We start from the raw sequence: 18361 nt of genomic DNA on the forward strand, positions 1-18361 counted from the left end.
CTTTTTTTTGAAAGGATTTATATGAAATTTGAAAAAATCGATGACTATAATATAAAAATATATGATGATAGTTTTAAAATAACAAAAGATGCCATTCTTTTAACTGAATACATACTAAATGATAAAATTGAAAATAAAAGATTACTAGAAATTGGTCCGGGAACAGGATATATAAGTATTAAATTATCTAAATATATTCAAGACATAGTTGCAGTTGAAATTCAAAATATAGTTTATGAAAGACTTTTAGATAACGTTAATTCAAATAATATTAATATAAAAGTTATAAATAAAGATATAAAAGATTTTAATGGAGAATTTGATTATATTGTATCAAATCCTCCTTATTATAAACTAGGAAGTGGAAAATATCCTGATAATAATATAAAAAAATACTCAAAGTTTGAATTTTTTCTGAATTTAGAAACGCTTTTACAAAGTATATCAAGGTTATTAAAATTAAAAGGTTATTTTTATTTAATTTATCCAATTAGTAGAAAAGAAGAATTAATAAAAAGTATTGAGAAATTTTGTTTTAAAATTATAAATATAGAGACCGTAGATGATTTTGTTTTAGTCAAGGGTCAAAAATAAACTTGATATTATACTTAATGAACTTTATTACTATAAAAAAAATTTATAATATAAAATATATTATATGCAAGAAATATTTGTGATTAATTTAAAAATATTCTTGCTTTTTTTTATATAAAAATATTTTAAATAAAAATTTTGAATATATAATTACACTAAATAAAACGAAAGGAGGGTAAAGATGAGCGAAATAAGTCAAACCAATAGGACGATATTATTCGAAGAAATAAATCCTAACAAAAATGATCTTTTAACTTTAATTGGAGATATTGAAAATTTAGAAAGTTTAAGTGATGATAAAATTGATGAAATTAATAAAGAGTTATTGGTTAGTAATTTCAATGAATTTTTAGAAAAATTTGAACCAACGATATATAGTTATTTTGATGCAAAAACAAATAAGATTTCTTATACTTTACAAAGAATTGAAAATATACCTGATGAGGCAGTAAACAAAATAGTGTTAAATGAAAACAATTCATTTTTTAATATGTTATTAACTCTAATAGATACTAGAAAATCAAATAAAGTAAAAAATATTAATTTTAATTTTGAGGATATATTGGAATTACTATCACCTAAAAAAGTAATTGAGAATATAAGGCAGACTAGAAAAGAAATTCATTATCTATATAATAAATATTTAAATTATGATGAAAACGATCCAGCGAGATTAGAAATAGGAGATAAATTAAATTTAAAATTTGAAAATGCTTCAAAAAATTATAATAATATACTTTCATTATTGCCTCTTGCGATAGAAGATATTAAAACTAGAATTTTACTTGAAGAAAATAATAGAAGTAAACATCTAATAAATAGAATAACACCAGGAATACTTAATATAGATAATGAAGGGAGTTTAGAAATACTTCAAATAAGTAATAATAGTGAATTAATACAGATAGAACAAAACTCGGTATGTAATGAAGAATTATCAAATATGTTTATTGAGGACTATCAAGAAAACACAGCACTTCCTAGCACATATATTGCAAATTTAATATCAAGAACTTTTGTACCACTTAGCAAAAATATAACAGATTTACCTATAGAAAAGGAAGTTGAAAATTATAATAATTATCTTGAAATATACAAAAATTCACAAGAAGATTTTATAAAAATTGCAAAAGAATTAGTAAAAAAATTAATAGGTGTAAAATTATTTTTTCAACAATATGAAACTAAAAATGCAGGTATGTCACCTAAACTGCTAATAACAAATATAAACCCAAATTTTTGGATAAATACATCTTCTAAAAAATCTTTAGAGATATATTTAAATACGGTAAATAATAAAAATGATTTCAATAATACTGTATGGTTTGGAATACTTCCAAATATAGAAATGAATAATCATACATTTAATAAAGAAGTTAAGAAAAGATTTAAAGGAACAAATAAAGAGGATATAGAAAAAATAAAATTTAATACTTTAATTTGTTTATCAGATATTTTGTATAAATATAAAATACAATTATTTTTTAATTTTGTAGCTAATGAAGAAAGTAATTTTAAAAAAGTTTCAACAAGCGGGATAGATGAGTATATGGAACTTACAAAAATATTAGAAAATAAAGTGTATTCAGAATATGTAATTCCAGTTTTACCAAATTTTACGTTGATTCCTAAAAATAATTCTAAAGTTTTATTAGGTAATAAATTAGATATATTAGATACAGGCATAAAGAAAACTCAAGAAATAAAATTCTATATTGATGGTATGTATTTAGATGCAAGTTATGTAGCAGCAGGTTTAGTAGCATCTTATCAATGTCCGGAATTTTTAAAAGATAGATTTAGTAATGTTTTATCTGATACACCTGGTGTAAGGATAAATATTGAAGCATTTGATAATAATTTTGAAATAATGACAACTATGCCTAAAGAAATTTCAGGATATACAAATAATGTAAAAAATAGAATAAATGAAGCTGGATATGGATTTATATTTACATCAGATAACGCAGTATATAATCAGAAAATAATAGATAATATTTGTGTATATAAGGCAAGAAGTTTATATAAAAATAATCAACATAGTTATGAACCTATATATAAAACATTAACCTGCACATATATAGAAAGAGTATTGAGATATACAACATCTGATTTTAAAGAAGATAGAATTAATCATTTTTTTAGTAGTTCTCCTGATAGCAAAAAATCAATATGGCTAAAAAATTCAGATTATATTAATTCGATATTAACAAAAAAAGATGATATGACTCATATAATTGACAATAAATTAAATACTTGTAGTTTAAATCTAAGTTTTGTAGGAGATGTTAAACATTTAGAACTTAATATAAACAGTAAAGAATAATCTTGAAAGGGGGTGATTATAATGGGATTTAGATTGACAATAAAAGGTTCTAATGATGATATTATACTTGAAAAAGATAGTATTTTATCTGTGAAATTTATTTCAGATACGCCTAATGAATCAAATGCAAGAGCTACAGATTTAAGTATAGGGTTAGAAATAAGTGGGAAAATTACTAATGAAAAGAAAGACGATACTAAAAAATTAGCTCTTTGGTCTTTAGTTCCGGCAGAAGTTCAAGATTGTTATAGACAATGCACGCTAGAAACGATAATTGCTGGATCTATAATTAGAAAAATAAGTTTATCTACTGCATTTATTATAGATTATAATGAAAATTTTGATACTAAAAATGGTACAGGTATTTTTAATTTAATATTGAAACAAAAGAAAGAAAAAATTGGTGAAGTAGCAATTGAAGGTGGATATAGTGCAACATAGTATAAAATTTCCTAAATTTAAACGTTATGGTATATTGACAAAAGAAATAATGGATATAGTAAGTAATACTTTATTTGATTTTTTAAATACTAATTTTTGTATGTCTTCAAATGGAATAATAACAGGATTTGATGTTAAATATATTGAAAATAAGAATAAATTTAAAATATCCAAAGGTGTAATAAAATACAATAATCAAATCTACTGGTTAAGTGAAGATAAATTTATTGAAAAACCGAAAGAAGAGGGAAGATATTACTTAGTTTTTAATATTTTAAATAAGGAAGATGAATTGTTTTATATAAATATATATAACTTTGAATTTAAAAAAGAAAATAATATTTTAAAAGAGGATTTTAAATTATTTTCTATTATATTAAGAGATGGCGCTAATATTGAATCAGCAAATCATGAGTTTGATAAGTATAGAAACGAATTTAATACTATAGATACCATTTCTACAAATTACTGTTGTCCTTATAGTCTATATCCAAGTATATCACCTAAGTTATTAAAAAAATGGTCAAGTTTAATGTGTACAAAGTCTAATATTGAAACAGTAGATTTAAATTTCGCCTTTTTGTGTATGAATTCAATTATTAGTAGAGAATGTTTAGTAGGATATATTAATTTAAAGTTAAATGTAAATAGAACAGTTTCAGATACTAATATTACTTTAGTACAGGATTTATCAATGATATTGAAAACATTTGATGAAAAAAAATTACAGACAAAAAGTGTAGTTGATAAAATTGAAAAGATACACGTGGATTAATTATTTTAATAGATTTATTAATAAATTAAACACGAATAATAAGCAGCATGTCATAAAAAAGAGAAAAAATAAAATTAATAAAGATTTATTTTTTATTTTTCTCATATTCCTTTCATCTATAATATATTTTTTTATTGTTAAAAATAAAATTTATGCTTTTTTATTTAATTTATTTTCATTTGAAATTTACTTATTTATAAAACTTTATTATTTAGTAACTGATATATACAAAAATATCGATGAAAGATTTGAATATCAAAAAAGTATTAAAGAAAAAAATAAACAGCAACTGCTCATTAAAAGAAATAATATAACTAGACTAATAATCAAAGATGAATATGGATATGATGCCGAAAAAATTGATATTACAAAAGAAATATATATAGCAGGTAAGAAAAATAAAAATAACGAAGTTGATATTGATTTAAGTAAATATACAAATAATTTATTAATTAGTAGACTACATTTTTCAATAATAAAAAAAGAAAATAGCTGGTTAATAACAGATTTAGGTTCTAAAAATGGAACAACACTTGTGAAATCTGATAAAAGAAAATTAAAACTCATTAAGTTTGAACCTCAAAAAATAATGAGTGGAGATATTATAGAAATTTTTAAACTTCAAGTATTAGTGATGTAGGTGAATAAATGAAACTAAAAAGATGTAATAAAGGACATATTTTTAATGAAGAAAAATCAGATAGTTGTCCTTATTGTATAAATAATAAAAACGAAAAAAATATTGATATATTAAAGTATGAAAAAGAAGAAAAAACACTTGTATATATGCCAGTTAAAATAGAACCTGTAGTTGGTTGGTTAGTATGTATAGATGGAGTTGAAAAAGGAAAAGATTTTAGAATAATAGATCAAAGAAATTTTATTGCTATTAATAATGAAATCGGTATAAATATTTTAACTGAAAGCACAGAATATTCATTTACAATTACGTATAATGCTAAACAAAGAATTTTTGTTATTTCTCCAGGAAATACAAATGAAATCATTTATTTAAATAAAAATGCAATTTATGAAACTACTTTAATAGAAAATTATAATTTAATTGAACTAAATACAATAAAATTAATATTTATAGGATATTGTGGTGAAAATTTTAATTGGAAGGTTTAAATGGACGATAAGTTATCAGTTGATTTTAAAACGTCAAGCAATAGTGATTTTGGTTATTTAATATTAAACGAGATCATTTTATTAATATATGTTGAAGATGTAAACTATTTTTATAAAACAAAAATTTCAAAAATTGTTGTTGATTTATTTGCAAAAAATTTTTATGAAAATCAAGAATATAGCGTTAAATATTTAGAAGAATTAGTATACAAAGTTGATGATGAATTTAAAGAATATAAGTCAAAAAATATTGATTTAAAATATTTAAGTTATTCTATATTAGTGATTATTTCAGATTTTAACACATTAATTGCAGTTTCAGTAGGTAATGTAAGGTTATCGTTTATTAGAGATAATACAGCTATTTTTCAATCAAAATTAGATAATATTGCACAAACTCTAGTTGATAAAAATGAATTATCTAATGAGGAAATGAATAGTAATGTATATAAATATAATTTAACAAATACATTTGGAGGTCTTGATGACTTAAAATTGAATATACTAGGACCTTTTGAGTTAATGACTGACGATAAGTTTGTAATCCAAGGTATAAAAGCTTGTGAAAATAAAGATTATACGCTTATAGACGATACTGTAATAATTAATGTTAATTCAACAACACCAAATTCAAAAATTATAAATAAATATGTATTTAAAAAGGAATACTTTAAATTTCTTATTGCTTTTCTCATCTTCTTTTCTTTATGTTTGTTTTATTTTATAAATAGTTTACGGATAAAAGCATATAAAAATGAAATTGATATTATCAATAAAGAATTAGTAATTTATTTAAAAAATATAGATGTTCAAAATATCAAAAGAAACATAGAAACTTTAGAGATAATATATAAAAAAATAGATAATTCAAAAACATTATACTTAAATAAAACAATAAATAAAAAAATTGAAACTGATAAAAATAAAATTGAAAAATTAAAAAAAGAACTGGACATAATTTCCGATATAAATGATGATTTACAAAAAGCTAAAAATTTATTTAATAAAAATGAATACTTAAAAAGTAGTGATAAATATAAAATAGCACAATCAAAATATAATACGTATAAATTAGAATATATAAAATTAAATAATGAGATAGAAGAAGGAATTAGAATAACCGATGAATTTTTAAAAGTGTCTGAAAGAGAAAAAGAGGCTGATACACATTTTGAAAATAGAGAGTACGTGGTAGCTTTAAAAATATATATGGATATGTTGAAGATATATGAACAAAATGGTAAACAAAGTTATGCTAATATTGTATTAAAAGAAAAAATAAATTTTTGTAAAAATGAAATTGAAAAAATTGAAAATCAAATAAATAATTTAAAACAACAAGCAGAAGTCTTTGAAATAAGTGATTATAACAAAGCAATTGAAATATATGCAAGTATTTTAAAAAGTTATGAAAATTTAAATTATGCAGAATTAGCTGAAAAAGTTCAAAATAAAATAAATATTTTAGAAGCAGATAAGCAAGTTTTATATAACAGAGCAAAATCATTGAAAGAAGAAGCTGTTCTTTATTACAAAACAGGGAAATTAAAATCAGCAATAGAGTGTTATTTAGAAGCTAATACTTTACTTAAAAAAATTGGTTTAGTAAATGAAATTAATATAAATTTAGAAAATATAAAAAAGATAAAAAATCTACTTTGGGAAGAAACAAAAACGAAAAAATCTATTCCCAAAGTAGATAATAGGGAATTAATAATATCAAGTATAAATAATAGTATAAAAAAAGGTGATGAATATATGAAAAAGAATGATTGGTCTAATGCAATTTTGGAATATCAAAGAGCAATCACTTTTTCAAAAAAGGTTAATTTAGACTCAAGTATAAGTTCAAAACTTAAAGATAAACTTACATATGCAATAAAAAAATCAAATACAAGTTGGTGGTCTAATTGGATATGAAAATTGAAAATGGTGAAATTGTTACTATTTCTTCAACAAAGTTTGATAATAATTTATTTATAAAAGAGTACAAACATCTTTATCCTTATGTTAAAAATATTGTAAATAATGAAATTGAAATAAATTATATATTGTTTAAAAATAAAATAAAAAATGTTCCTTCAATAATTGCATTAAAAAATGAAAAAGATAAAACAACTTTATATTTTACAAAAATTAATGGTGTTGAACTATCAAAATTTAAGCTTGAATATTTAAATGTAATTGAAAAATTTTCTTTATTCATAAAAATAGTTAAAATCGTAAAGTCGTTGCATGATATAAAAATAGTTCATAATGACTTAAAACTTTCAAATGTACTTATAACTTCCGATAAAAACGTCTATATATTAGATTTTGATTTATCAACAAAATTAAATAATAATAACTATATTGCGGATCTTTATTCTTTAAGTTATATTTTGTACTATATTTTTAAAAATGAAACAGTTTTATATAAAATAAAAAATGAGTCATACAATAGTATTGATGATTACTTCGATAAAATTAGAGAGTTAAAAAATGAGTTATTACTTAAAAAATGAATTAGAAATAAAGTCTTATGATGCTTTGTATAAAATAGCAGAAAAAGAAAAATTAGTTGATGTTTATAGTAATGATATGACAAAAAAGGAGTTAATTGATTTAATTTTAAATTATAGAGGAATTGAAAATCAATTTTTTATAAATCAATACATAGATGAAGGTTTTATAAGAGTACAAGAATTTATTGATAATAATATAAAATTTCATAGATATTTTGAAACTGATATTGATATATCCCATAAGATAGTTTTTTACGAAAATATTAAAATAAAAAAAGGTGATGGAAACGTTATTTTAATTAATAAAAATATTGATGTATGTGAAAATATTGTTTTACTAGTTGGGAATAATAATTATATATACAGTATTTGTTACTTACAAAAAGATTATAATTTTAAAAATGATAAATATGTTAAATATTATATATGCAATAATAATATAACAAGATATATAAATAAAAATATTGAAAATGAAGTAGTTAAACTGTTATTTTTTAATAAATATATAACTAAAGCTATATTCAATTTATATAATAATTTTGAAATGGATTTAAAACCTAAGAATATAATTGGATATGAGGTAATAATACCTGAATTTTCCTTTATTTCTAAAAATGTTTGTGATGAAATATTGCCAATTATTTTTATGGATAACAAAATTATATGTGATTATTTCTCACTTGATTTTAGTATGTACATATATAAAATTAATAATGAGAATGAAATTGAAATAATGTATTTTGAGGATTCCAAAAATATACTGGAAAAATATGAATATCAAATATTAGGAACGCATATTTACAATGTAAATGAATTGTTTTTTAATGATAAACAAATCATTAGAATATTTGATAATTTTGGTTTTAATAAATATATTGAAAAGAGTAAATTAATATCGTTATTTATGTCAAAATTAAAAGAAGAGATAAATTATTATAGTAAAAAGTATTATTCAAAATATTACATTATAGGTCAAAACATTAAATATCCAGATATAGAATGTTTTTCATATTTACATTTTATAAATTATTGGGTAGTTACGCAAAGTTTAAACAAGATAAAAAATGGAATTTATACATTTGAAAAATATTTAATTATAAACTCTACTTTAGACTGTATCGAAGCTTCAAGTAATAGATATGAAATTATTGAAAAAGATATTAATTATGAAATATGTGTTAATTCAAACCTTTGTAGTGTAAATAATAATGTTAATTATAACTTAATTATAGATAAGATTTTTTTAATTATAAAACATAAAATATGTGAGGAAAAATATATAAGATATGATAATAAGGAAGTATTTCAGATGATTGATAATGGTAATTATCATAAAATTAATGTTGATTTACAATTTAAAGCAGATATTTTAGAAGAAAAGTTTCCTACAAATTATTTGAAAAATAAAAATAAGTTGACTAAAGAATATATGAAAATATATAAAAATTATATTACTATAAGAAATTTGAGTGAAATGATATATAAAGAGTACATATATGATGAAAGTAAACAAATATATGAATTTGATTTTGCATTAGAAAAATATAATAAATTAAAAAAGATTATTATTTCAAGATATGAGATAGACTATGTTTTCATAATAGAAATATACAATTTTTTAAACATGTTTTTTTCTAATAATTTATCACAAATATTAAATGAATATAAGGGAATAACATTAATTGGGAATATAATTAAATCAAAAATATTTTATGATATTTTAAAAGAATTTATACCTGGAAAGATGATATCATTTGATTTAAAACACAAAAAAAGTGAACTACAATTATTAGAAACAGCAAAAAAATATATAGAAGATACTAATTTGGGAAAAATTAAATATAATTTTAATATAGAATATGAAAGAATAAATTTTGCTATATTAGCAAAAAATTTTAAAGAACAATTTGAGCTTGTTTTTGACAGTAATACTTCAAATATTGGTTATATTGATAAGATTTCAGCTTCAAAAAAACTATGTTTTAAAATTAAAAATGAAAAAAATAATGTAGAGAAAACTTATAAAATTGATTTTCCTGATAAATATAATGAAATTGATGAAAATTTTGTAGATATCGAGCAAAATTATTTGAACTCTATAGAAAATGGTATAACAAGAATATTTTTCAAGTATGATAAAAGCATTGAAGTAGTATTTATTAATAGAATTAAAGATCAAATTTTCGTTTCAAATAGTCTAAAATTTGACATTATATAATTTAGTATGATATACTAAAACATCTAATAGGAGGTTTAAATGAAGAAATTACTAATTATACTTACCTGTTTTTCACTTACTTCATCAGTAATATTTGCTGAAAGTGACAATCAAATAAGTAAAAGTAGTAGTCAATCATCGAATGTTAAAGAGAGTATTATTAAAGAAATAGTTGATACAGCATCTATTGATAATGATATTCAAAAATCCTTAGAGGATGAAACAAAAAGTCAACCAGTAAATGTTCAGACCGAAGAACCAGAACAATTAGTACATTATGAGAACGGTAAAGCCTCGTTTTATGGTGAAAAGTGGAACGGAAGAAAGACATCAAATGGTGAAATTTTTGATACTAAATTGCTTACAGCAGCACATAAAACATTGCCTTTTGGCACACTAGTTAAAGTAACAAATGAATCTAATGGTAAATCAGTTATAGTAAGAATTAACGATAGAGGTCCTTTTATAAAAGGTAGAGTAATTGATTTAACAAAAGCAGCATTTAGTGCAATAGATAGTGTACAAAAGGGAGTTACAAAAGTTAAGTTAGAAATTATTAAAAAGTAAAAAAATAGGTTGACAATGCTAATTTATATTAGCTTTGTATGAATTGACTAATGAAGAGGCATTAAAGCCTCTTTTTTCATTTGATTTTTTTTAATAATTGATGATATAATTATTAATAAAAATGTAAAAAAATAGGGGAAAAACATGTTTTTAGAAAAATCTAAAAGACTTGCTATTGTGGACTTTGATGGTAGTAAAGTTGACTATGATAAAATGGTTGATAATGTTAAATATTTTTCAAGAATAGTTTACAAAGACATATGTGAGAATAATTTTGTTTTGATTATTTCTGAAAATAGAATAGAGTGGATTTATTCCTTTTTTGCAATTTGGGATAGATTATCAACTCCGATAGCTATTGATGCTCTTAGTTCAGAAGAAGAAATATTATATTTTTTAAATGATACAAAACCTAAAGCAGTAATAGCAACAAATAAAACAATTGAGAATGTTAAATTAGCAGTAAATAATTGTGACTTTGATATTAATATGTACAATTTAGATGAAATAAACTTAGAAGAATATTCAGATGACGAAGTATTAAGAAATCCTAAAGATGAAGATATAGCAGTTATGATATATACATCAGGTACTACTGGAAATCCAAAAGGAATAATGCTTACATATAGTAATATTATTGGAGAGATACAAGCCATTCAATCATTTGGGATAACATTTGATGATGAACAAGTAATAGCAATATTACCGTATCATCATATATTACCTCTTATGACTACTTGTTTATATATTTTTTATAGTGGTAATAAATATTCAGCTGTATTAGTTCCTAAACTTACAAGTCAAGAAATATTAAAAAGATTTAAAACAAATAATATAACACTTATGTCAGCAGTTCCGAGAGTCTATAAATTATTTTACAAATCAATAAAAGACAAAATAAACGCCAGTATTGTTGCAAGAGTAATATATGCTATTGCTAAGAAAATAAATAATAGAACTTTTTCAAGAATAATATTTAAAAAAGTTCATGATAATTTTGGTGGAAAATTACGTACACTTGTTGCAGGTGGAGCAAAATCTGATATAGAAATGATAGAATTTTTCAACGTATTAGGTTTTAATTATGCAGAGGGATTTGGATTGTCTGAAACGGCTCCTGTAATAGCTGGGAATATATATCCTAAGTATAAAATTGGAACAGTTGGTTTAGTTGTTTCAAATGCAGAAGTTAAAACTGTAAATGGTGAACTATGGGTAAAAGGACCTATGGTTATGAAAGGATACTATAACAATCCCGAAAAAACAGCAGAAGTTATGACAGTTGATGGTTGGTTTAAAACGGGTGATTTAGCACAAATAGATGAAGATGGTTATATTACTATTATCGGACGTGCTAATTCTATGATAGTATTATCAAATGGTAAAAATATTGATCCTGAAAAACTTGAAAATAAATTTGTAAACATGAGTAATGGTTTAGTTGAAGAAGTAGGGATTTTTGGAAAAAATGATAAACTTTCTGCACTTATAGTTCCAAATATGCAATACATAAAAGATAATAAAATAAATAATATTTCGACACATATTAAAGATTTAGTTGAGTTTTATAATACAGATGTACATAATTATGAAAAAATATTGGATTATAAAATAACAGAACAGGAATTACCTAAAACAAGAGTAGGAAAACTTAGAAGATTTATGCTTCCAGAGCTTTTCAGTGGTCAATTAGAAAAGCGTGAAATAATTAATGAGCCAGATACAAAAGAATATAAAATATTAAAAGAGTACATAAAAAAATTAAAAGGAAATGAACCTGGACCTGATGAAAACTTTGAAGTTGAAGTAGGTTTAGATTCGTTAGATCAAGTAGAATTTTTAACATATATTGAAAATAGTTTTAGTTTAAAATTAGATGAAACAACACTTTTAAAATATTCAACATTAAGACTTTTAGCAGAATATATAAGTGAAAAATCAATTAGTTTCACAGATAGTGAAATTAAAATGGATAATATCATAAAAAATGCACCGCATAAAGAAGTGAAATTAGGATATCTACAGTGGTTATTGTTCCCATTAGTCTGGATTTTATTTAAAATATATTTTAGATTTTCAATTAAAAATAACAATAAAATTAAAGATGAACCTACTATTTTTATTGCAAATCATGAGAGTTTTATTGATGCATTAATATTATCACTTGCATTACCATTTAAAATACATAACAAAACTTTTTATCTTGCACTTGAAAAATATTTTTCAAATCCATTTATGAAATATATTGCAAGAAATGGAAATATAATAAATGTAAATATTGAAAAAAATATTAAACAAAGTGTTGAAGAAATTTCAAATGTATTAAAGCAGGGTAATAATGTTTTCATATTTCCTGAGGGAACAAGAACTAAAAATGGAAAGTTATCACAGTTTAAAAAAATATTTGCAATGATATCAAAAGAATTAAATGTTGATATTCAATGTATAGGTATAGAGGGAGCATATGAAGCTTACTCAAGATTTTCTAAATTTCCTAAACCTAAAAAAATAACTATTGAAGCATTGGATAGAGTAAGCCCACAAGGTAAAACTTATGACACTATAGTTGAAGAAAGCTACAATATATTTTTAGAATATAAAAAGAGAGTTAAACCTGAAAAATATTTAGAAGATTAATACTTTAATAATATATGGTGAGGTGAATAAATGAATAAAAATAATGGTATATATTATATTATTGAATTTTTATTATTTCTTGTATTAATATTTATGACTGTTAATAAATATCTATATATAAGGAATAAATCAATAATAGAAACGAAAAATGTAACAAAAGAATTTAAAATAAGAAAAACAGATTTTTACACTAAAAATGATGAGAAAATTGATAATACTAAAGTAAATGAAAATGATAAAGTTATTGAAACGAAAGTTGAAGTTACTGAGAATGTTCAAAATAAAGAAAAAATTGAACAAAATAATGAAGTAAAAGAAAATGAAAAAACAAGTACTCCAATAAAACAAGTGGAAAAAGCTAAGGCAACGGTTCCAAAAGTGGAGACAAAAAATACTAGTAGAGTAAATAATAATAAAACTGTAACTACAAAAACAGCTACAAAAAAAGATGAAAAACAAATTAAGGAAGCAAATAAAACAAAAAATATTGTGGATGCTTTAATTAAAGAAAGTATAAAAAATGAGGCAAAAAACAATAAAAAAAGTAAATAAAAGCATATTATTGAAGAATACGTAAATTTAATAGATAATATGTGTGTTGTGAGTATATTTCGTTTGAGGATTTTAGAGCATTTAGGCTTGCAGAAATGTACAAAATATGATAAAATTAATTAACATTTTGAGAGTGGGCAATGCGTGTCCACTCTTTAATTTAATATGAAAGGTGAAAAAATGGAGGAAAAATTAGTTGAACTTGAAGAACAATTTCAAAAAATAATTGGTGATTTAGATATTGAAGTTGTTGATGTTGAGTATGTAAAAGATGGTGGATACAATTATTTAAGAGTATACATAGAAAAAAATGATGGTAGTATAAGTTTAGATGATTGCGAAAAAGTAAGTGTCCTTATTTCTAACATTGCAGAAAGTACAATTGAAAATGAATTTGTTCTTGAGGTTTCAAGTCCTGGGCTAGATAGAAAATTGAAAAAAGAAAAGGATTTTATAAGATTTTCTGGAAATAAAATAACAGTTAAAACCAAAAGTAATGTAATGGATAAAAAAAGCTTTATTGGTGTATTGTTAGGTTATGAAAATGGCGATATTATAATCAACGATGAAATTTTAGGAGAAATAAAAATACCACATAGTAAATTAAAAAATGCAAGAATAATATATGAGTTTAAAAATATTAAAGAAATGGAGGTTTAAATTAAATGAAGTCTAAAGAACAGAAAATTTTCTTAGAAGCTTTAGAAGAGCTTACAAAAGAAAAAGGAATAGACTATGAAGAACTTTTACAAGCTATAGAAACAGCACTTATTGCTGCATATAAAAGAAATTATGGAGAATATGAAAATGCCACTGTTAAGATAAATAGGAAAAATGGTGATGTTAAGGTTAAAGCTACAAAAAAAATTGTAGAAAATGTACAAAATAAAGCAGTTGAAATAACTCTTGAAAATGCAAAGTTACATAATAAAAATGCAAAACTTGGTGATGAAATTATAGTGGATGTAGATGCTGAGTTATTTAAAAGAAATGCAATACAAAAAGCAAAACAGATTGTTATACAAAAAGTAAGAGAACATGAAAAATTCAGTGTATATAATAAATTTAAAATGCTTGAAAATTCACTTGTAAATGCAATTGTAAAAAAAATGGACGAACAAGGAAATTTATATGTTGAAATAAATGGTTTAGAAGCAATAGTGCCTAGTAAGGAATTATCTCCTTGTGATAAATTTGTTCAAGGAAATAGAGTATCAATTTATGTAGGTAAAGTTGAAGAAGGAACTAAATATACAAAAATTGAATTATCAAGAAAATCAGATAAATTTTTAATTAAATTATTAGAAAGAGAAATTCCTGAAATTGAAAACAAAGATATTGAAATAAAAGCAATTGCTAGAGAAGCAGGAAGTAGAAGTAAAATTGCTGTATATTCAACAGATAAGAATTTAGATATAAAAGGTGCATGTATAGGTAAAAATGGAATTAGAATACACACAATATTATCTGAGTTAGTTGATGAAAAACTTGATATTATATTATGGAATGAAGATAAGAGAATATTTGTAAAAAATGCTTTAAGTCCTGCTGAAGTAGATGCAATAGGAACTGTAGAAGTTGGAAATGAATTAATTGCAAGAGTTGAAGTTCCTTCTAATCAATTATCATTAGCTATTGGTAAAAAAGGTCAAAATACTAGATTAGCTTCAAAATTGTGCCAAATAAAAATTGATATTGTAGATAATGGTGAAACTGAAAGTACTGAATATGAAGAGTAAACATATACCTATTAGAACTTGTATATATACAAAAAAGAGAGCTAATAAGTATGAAATGATAAGAGTAGTTATGGAAAATGGTATATATGTTCTTGATAAAGAAATGAAAAAACAATCAAGAGGCAAATATATATATCCTTGTGAAAAATTAAAAGAGCTTATATATAAAAATAAAAAATATAATCTCTCTGATCAGGTAAAAGAAGAAATTCTAAGTTACATGTTAGAAAAAGGTGGTGATTTTGGTGGGAAATAGAGTATATGATTATGCTAAAAAATTTGCATTAGATACAACAACTTTTATAAAAAAATTGGCATATTTAGGTATAAATGATAAAACGGCACTTAATAAATTAGATGAAAAAGAAATAGAACTAATTGAAAAAAATATGTCTAAATTAATTGAGAGTAAAGGAAAAGAAGAAAAAAGTAAAGAAATTATGATGAACGAAAAAGATAAAAAAGTAGAAAATGTAGTCCAAGAAAAAATGGTATTTACTCATAAAAAAAGAGATAGAGATAATAAAGATACAAACAAATTTAACAATGAAAAAAGAATGAATAGAAATAATGAACAAAAATTTCAAAAGAAAGAACAATTTGGACAAAATCAGCAACAACCAAGAAACATATATCAAAATAATAAAGAAAATAATGGTGAAAGAAAACAATTCTATAAACCAAATAATAGAGATAATAAAGATAACAAAGATAATAGAAATTTTAACAATGGTTACAGAGAAAATAGAGAACAGAAAGACTTTAAAGATAGATATAATAGAGATCAAAAAGATAATAAAGATAGAAATTTTAATAAGGATAATAACAGAAATAGAAGTTTTAACAAAGACAATAATTTTTCTAATTCAAAACAATCTTTTAATAATGATAAAAAGACTTCTGTAGCTATACCAGAACCAGAAAGTTCAGTTTCAAAAAATGCAAAAAAGACAAAGCAAAAATTTGATAAGAAAAAATATGAAAATGAAAAAAAATCTAAAGAAGAAGAAAGAAAATTAAAAGAACTTAGAACAGATTTCAGAAAAGATGATGTTAAGAAAAAAACAAAGAAAAAAGATAAAGTTTTAAAAAATGAAATAATAAAAATAGATGAAAATTCAGGAATGATTAAAATTTCAAATGAAATAAGTACTAAAGAATTAGCTGAAAAATTAGGAGTTAATGTTTCAGAAATCATAAAAAAATTCTTTATGCAAGGTAAAATGCTTACGGCTAATTCAATTTTATCAATGAATGAAATTGAAGAAGTTGCGTTGGAATATAACGTACTTGTAGAACAAGAAGAAATTGAAGAAATTTCATTTGGAGAAAAATATAAACTTGAAATTGAAGATAGAAGCGAAGATTTAATTACAAGAGCACCTGTTATTACAATAATGGGTCACGTAGATCATGGAAAAACTTCACTGCTTGATGCATTAAGACATACAAATGTAATTTCATCTGAAGCTGGTGGAATAACACAAAGTATAGGTGCTTATCAAGTAGAATGGAAAGGTCAAAAAATAACATTTATTGATACACCTGGGCACGAAGCTTTCACTGAAATGAGAGCTAGAGGGGCAAATATTACTGATATATCAATACTTATTGTTGCAGCTGATGATGGTGTAAAACCACAAACTGTAGAGGCGATTTCACACGCAAAAGAAGCAAATGTTCCAATTATAGTTGCAATAAATAAAATTGACAAACCTTCTGCAAATCCAGCAAAAGTGAAACAAGAATTAATGGAATATGGATTAATATGTACTGAATGGGGTGGAGACACAGAGTTTGTTGAAATATCAGCAAAACAAAAACTTAACTTAGAAGAACTTTTAGAAACTATATTACTTACAGCAGAATTATTAGAATTAAAAGCAAATCCTAAGAAAAGAGCTAAAGCTGTTATTGTTGAATCAAAATTAGATCCTCAAGTAGGTGCAATAGCAGATATACTTATCCAAGAAGGTGAGTTAAAAATAGGTGATATTTTTGTAGCAGGACAATCACATGGTAAAGTTAGAACAATGGTTGACGATAAAGGGAACAAAATTACAAAGGCACTGCCTTCAACACCTGTTGAAATAACTGGATTTAATGAACTTCCAGAAGCTGGAGCATTAATTTATTGTGTACAAAATGATAAGCAAGCTCGTAAAATTATTGAAGACTATAAAAATAATGTAAAAACTAATGATATGAATAATAAGAAACACATATCACTTGAAAGTTTATCAAAAGAACTTGAAGACCAACAATTAAAAGAATTAAAATGTATAATAAGAGCAGATACAAAAGGTTCTGCTGAGGCGTTAAAAGAGTCATTATTAAAACTTTCAAACGATAAAGTTAGTATCAACATAATTCAATCATCAGCTGGGGCAATTACAGAAGGAGATGTTAAACTTGCTGAAGCTTCAAACGCAATAATAATTGGATTTAGTGTAAGACCAACAACAACTGCTAGAAATGAAGCTGAAAAAACAGGCGTAGAAATTAGAAATTATAATGTAATATACCATGTTACTGAAGACATTGAAAAAGCAATGAAAGGAATGCTTGATCCTGAATACAAAGAAATATATCATGGACGTATTGAAGTTAAACAAGTATTTAAGATTAGCAATGTTGGAAATATAGCTGGGGCTTTAGTTGTTGATGGGAAAATAACTAAAAATTCAAAAATAAGAGTTCTTAGAAATGGAATAATAGTATTTGAAGGTGAGATATTATCACTTAAGAGATATAAAGATGATGTAAAAGAAGCAAATATAGGTCAAGATTGTGGAATAAGTATAAAAGACTTTAATGACATAAAAGAAGACGATATAATTGAAGCATATACATTAGAAGAAATAGCAAGATAGGATT

The 18361-nt window shown here is 23.1% G+C and carries 16 protein-coding genes; all 16 read left to right on the forward strand.

Annotation, left to right across the window (positions count from 1 at the left end; translation table 11 throughout):
- Nucleotides 1–21 precede the first annotated feature (21 nt).
- The 16 genes from AWT63_RS00310 to infB all read left to right on the forward strand — a co-directional run bounded on the left by AWT63_RS00310 (nucleotide 22) and on the right by infB (nucleotide 18357).
- On the forward strand, nucleotides 22–594 hold the full coding sequence (locus AWT63_RS00310) for an rRNA adenine N-6-methyltransferase family protein (RefSeq protein ID WP_068267510.1): 573 nt from the start codon (nucleotides 22–24) through the stop codon (nucleotides 592–594).
- Between the two features lie 181 nt (nucleotides 595–775).
- Nucleotides 776–2920 (forward strand): transcriptional regulator, encoded by a 2145-nt coding sequence (locus tag AWT63_RS00315; RefSeq protein ID WP_068267514.1) that lies wholly within the window; start codon nucleotides 776–778, stop codon nucleotides 2918–2920.
- 21 nt (nucleotides 2921–2941) lie between these two features.
- On the forward strand, nucleotides 2942–3361 hold the full coding sequence (locus AWT63_RS00320; RefSeq protein ID WP_068267515.1) for a hypothetical protein: 420 nt from the start codon (nucleotides 2942–2944) through the stop codon (nucleotides 3359–3361).
- Complete coding sequence (locus AWT63_RS00325; RefSeq protein ID WP_068267516.1) at nucleotides 3351–4136, forward strand: hypothetical protein; 786 nt, start codon at nucleotides 3351–3353, stop codon at nucleotides 4134–4136. The genes AWT63_RS00320 and AWT63_RS00325 overlap by 11 nt, the downstream gene beginning before the upstream one ends.
- Nucleotides 4114–4776, forward strand: a complete 663-nt coding sequence (locus tag AWT63_RS00330; protein WP_068267517.1) for an FHA domain-containing protein — start codon at nucleotides 4114–4116, stop codon at nucleotides 4774–4776. The genes AWT63_RS00325 and AWT63_RS00330 overlap by 23 nt, the downstream gene beginning before the upstream one ends.
- Before the next feature lie 8 nt (nucleotides 4777–4784).
- On the forward strand, nucleotides 4785–5267 hold the full coding sequence (locus tag AWT63_RS00335; protein WP_068267519.1) for a hypothetical protein: 483 nt from the start codon (nucleotides 4785–4787) through the stop codon (nucleotides 5265–5267).
- Nucleotides 5268–7187, forward strand: a complete 1920-nt coding sequence (locus tag AWT63_RS00340; RefSeq protein WP_068267520.1) for a hypothetical protein — start codon at nucleotides 5268–5270, stop codon at nucleotides 7185–7187. It abuts the gene before it with no gap.
- Nucleotides 7184–7771, forward strand: coding sequence for a protein kinase domain-containing protein (locus AWT63_RS00345; protein WP_068449056.1), 588 nt, complete (start codon nucleotides 7184–7186; stop codon nucleotides 7769–7771). Before AWT63_RS00340 ends, AWT63_RS00345 begins: the two co-directional genes overlap by 4 nt.
- Nucleotides 7749–9989 carry a hypothetical protein gene (locus AWT63_RS00350; protein WP_068267524.1) on the forward strand — a complete coding sequence of 747 codons (2241 nt, stop codon included), beginning with the start codon at nucleotides 7749–7751 and terminating at the stop codon, nucleotides 9987–9989. Before AWT63_RS00345 ends, AWT63_RS00350 begins: the two co-directional genes overlap by 23 nt.
- 39 nt (nucleotides 9990–10028) lie before the next feature.
- On the forward strand, nucleotides 10029–10556 hold the full coding sequence (locus tag AWT63_RS06470) for a septal ring lytic transglycosylase RlpA family protein (RefSeq protein ID WP_068267526.1): 528 nt from the start codon (nucleotides 10029–10031) through the stop codon (nucleotides 10554–10556).
- A 144-nt stretch (nucleotides 10557–10700) separates the two neighbouring features.
- On the forward strand, nucleotides 10701–13193 hold the full coding sequence (locus AWT63_RS00360) for an AMP-binding protein (RefSeq protein ID WP_068267528.1): 2493 nt from the start codon (nucleotides 10701–10703) through the stop codon (nucleotides 13191–13193).
- A gap of 30 nt (nucleotides 13194–13223) precedes the next feature.
- A complete protein-coding gene (locus tag AWT63_RS00365; protein ID WP_068267530.1) occupies nucleotides 13224–13745 on the forward strand; it encodes a hypothetical protein in 522 nt (173 codons plus the stop codon).
- A 180-nt stretch (nucleotides 13746–13925) separates the two neighbouring features.
- The gene (locus tag AWT63_RS00370) at nucleotides 13926–14405 is read left to right on the forward strand and encodes a ribosome maturation factor RimP (RefSeq protein ID WP_068267532.1); all 480 of its coding nucleotides are present in this window, start codon (nucleotides 13926–13928) and stop codon (nucleotides 14403–14405) included.
- Between the two features lie 5 nt (nucleotides 14406–14410).
- Nucleotides 14411–15484: a transcription termination factor NusA gene (gene nusA, locus AWT63_RS00375; RefSeq protein WP_068267534.1), complete on the forward strand. Its 1074-nt coding sequence runs from the start codon at nucleotides 14411–14413 to the stop codon at nucleotides 15482–15484.
- Entirely contained in the window at nucleotides 15474–15740 is a 267-nt protein-coding gene (locus AWT63_RS00380) for a YlxR family protein (RefSeq protein ID WP_068267536.1), read from the forward strand. Before nusA ends, AWT63_RS00380 begins: the two co-directional genes overlap by 11 nt.
- Nucleotides 15730–18357 (forward strand): translation initiation factor IF-2, encoded by a 2628-nt coding sequence (gene infB, locus AWT63_RS00385; protein ID WP_068267538.1) that lies wholly within the window; start codon nucleotides 15730–15732, stop codon nucleotides 18355–18357. Before AWT63_RS00380 ends, infB begins: the two co-directional genes overlap by 11 nt.
- The last annotated feature ends 4 nt before the right edge of the window (nucleotides 18358–18361 follow it).

This window comes from Caviibacter abscessus (assembly GCF_001517835.1).
Taxonomy (GTDB): Bacteria; Fusobacteriota; Fusobacteriia; order Fusobacteriales; family Leptotrichiaceae; genus Caviibacter; species Caviibacter abscessus.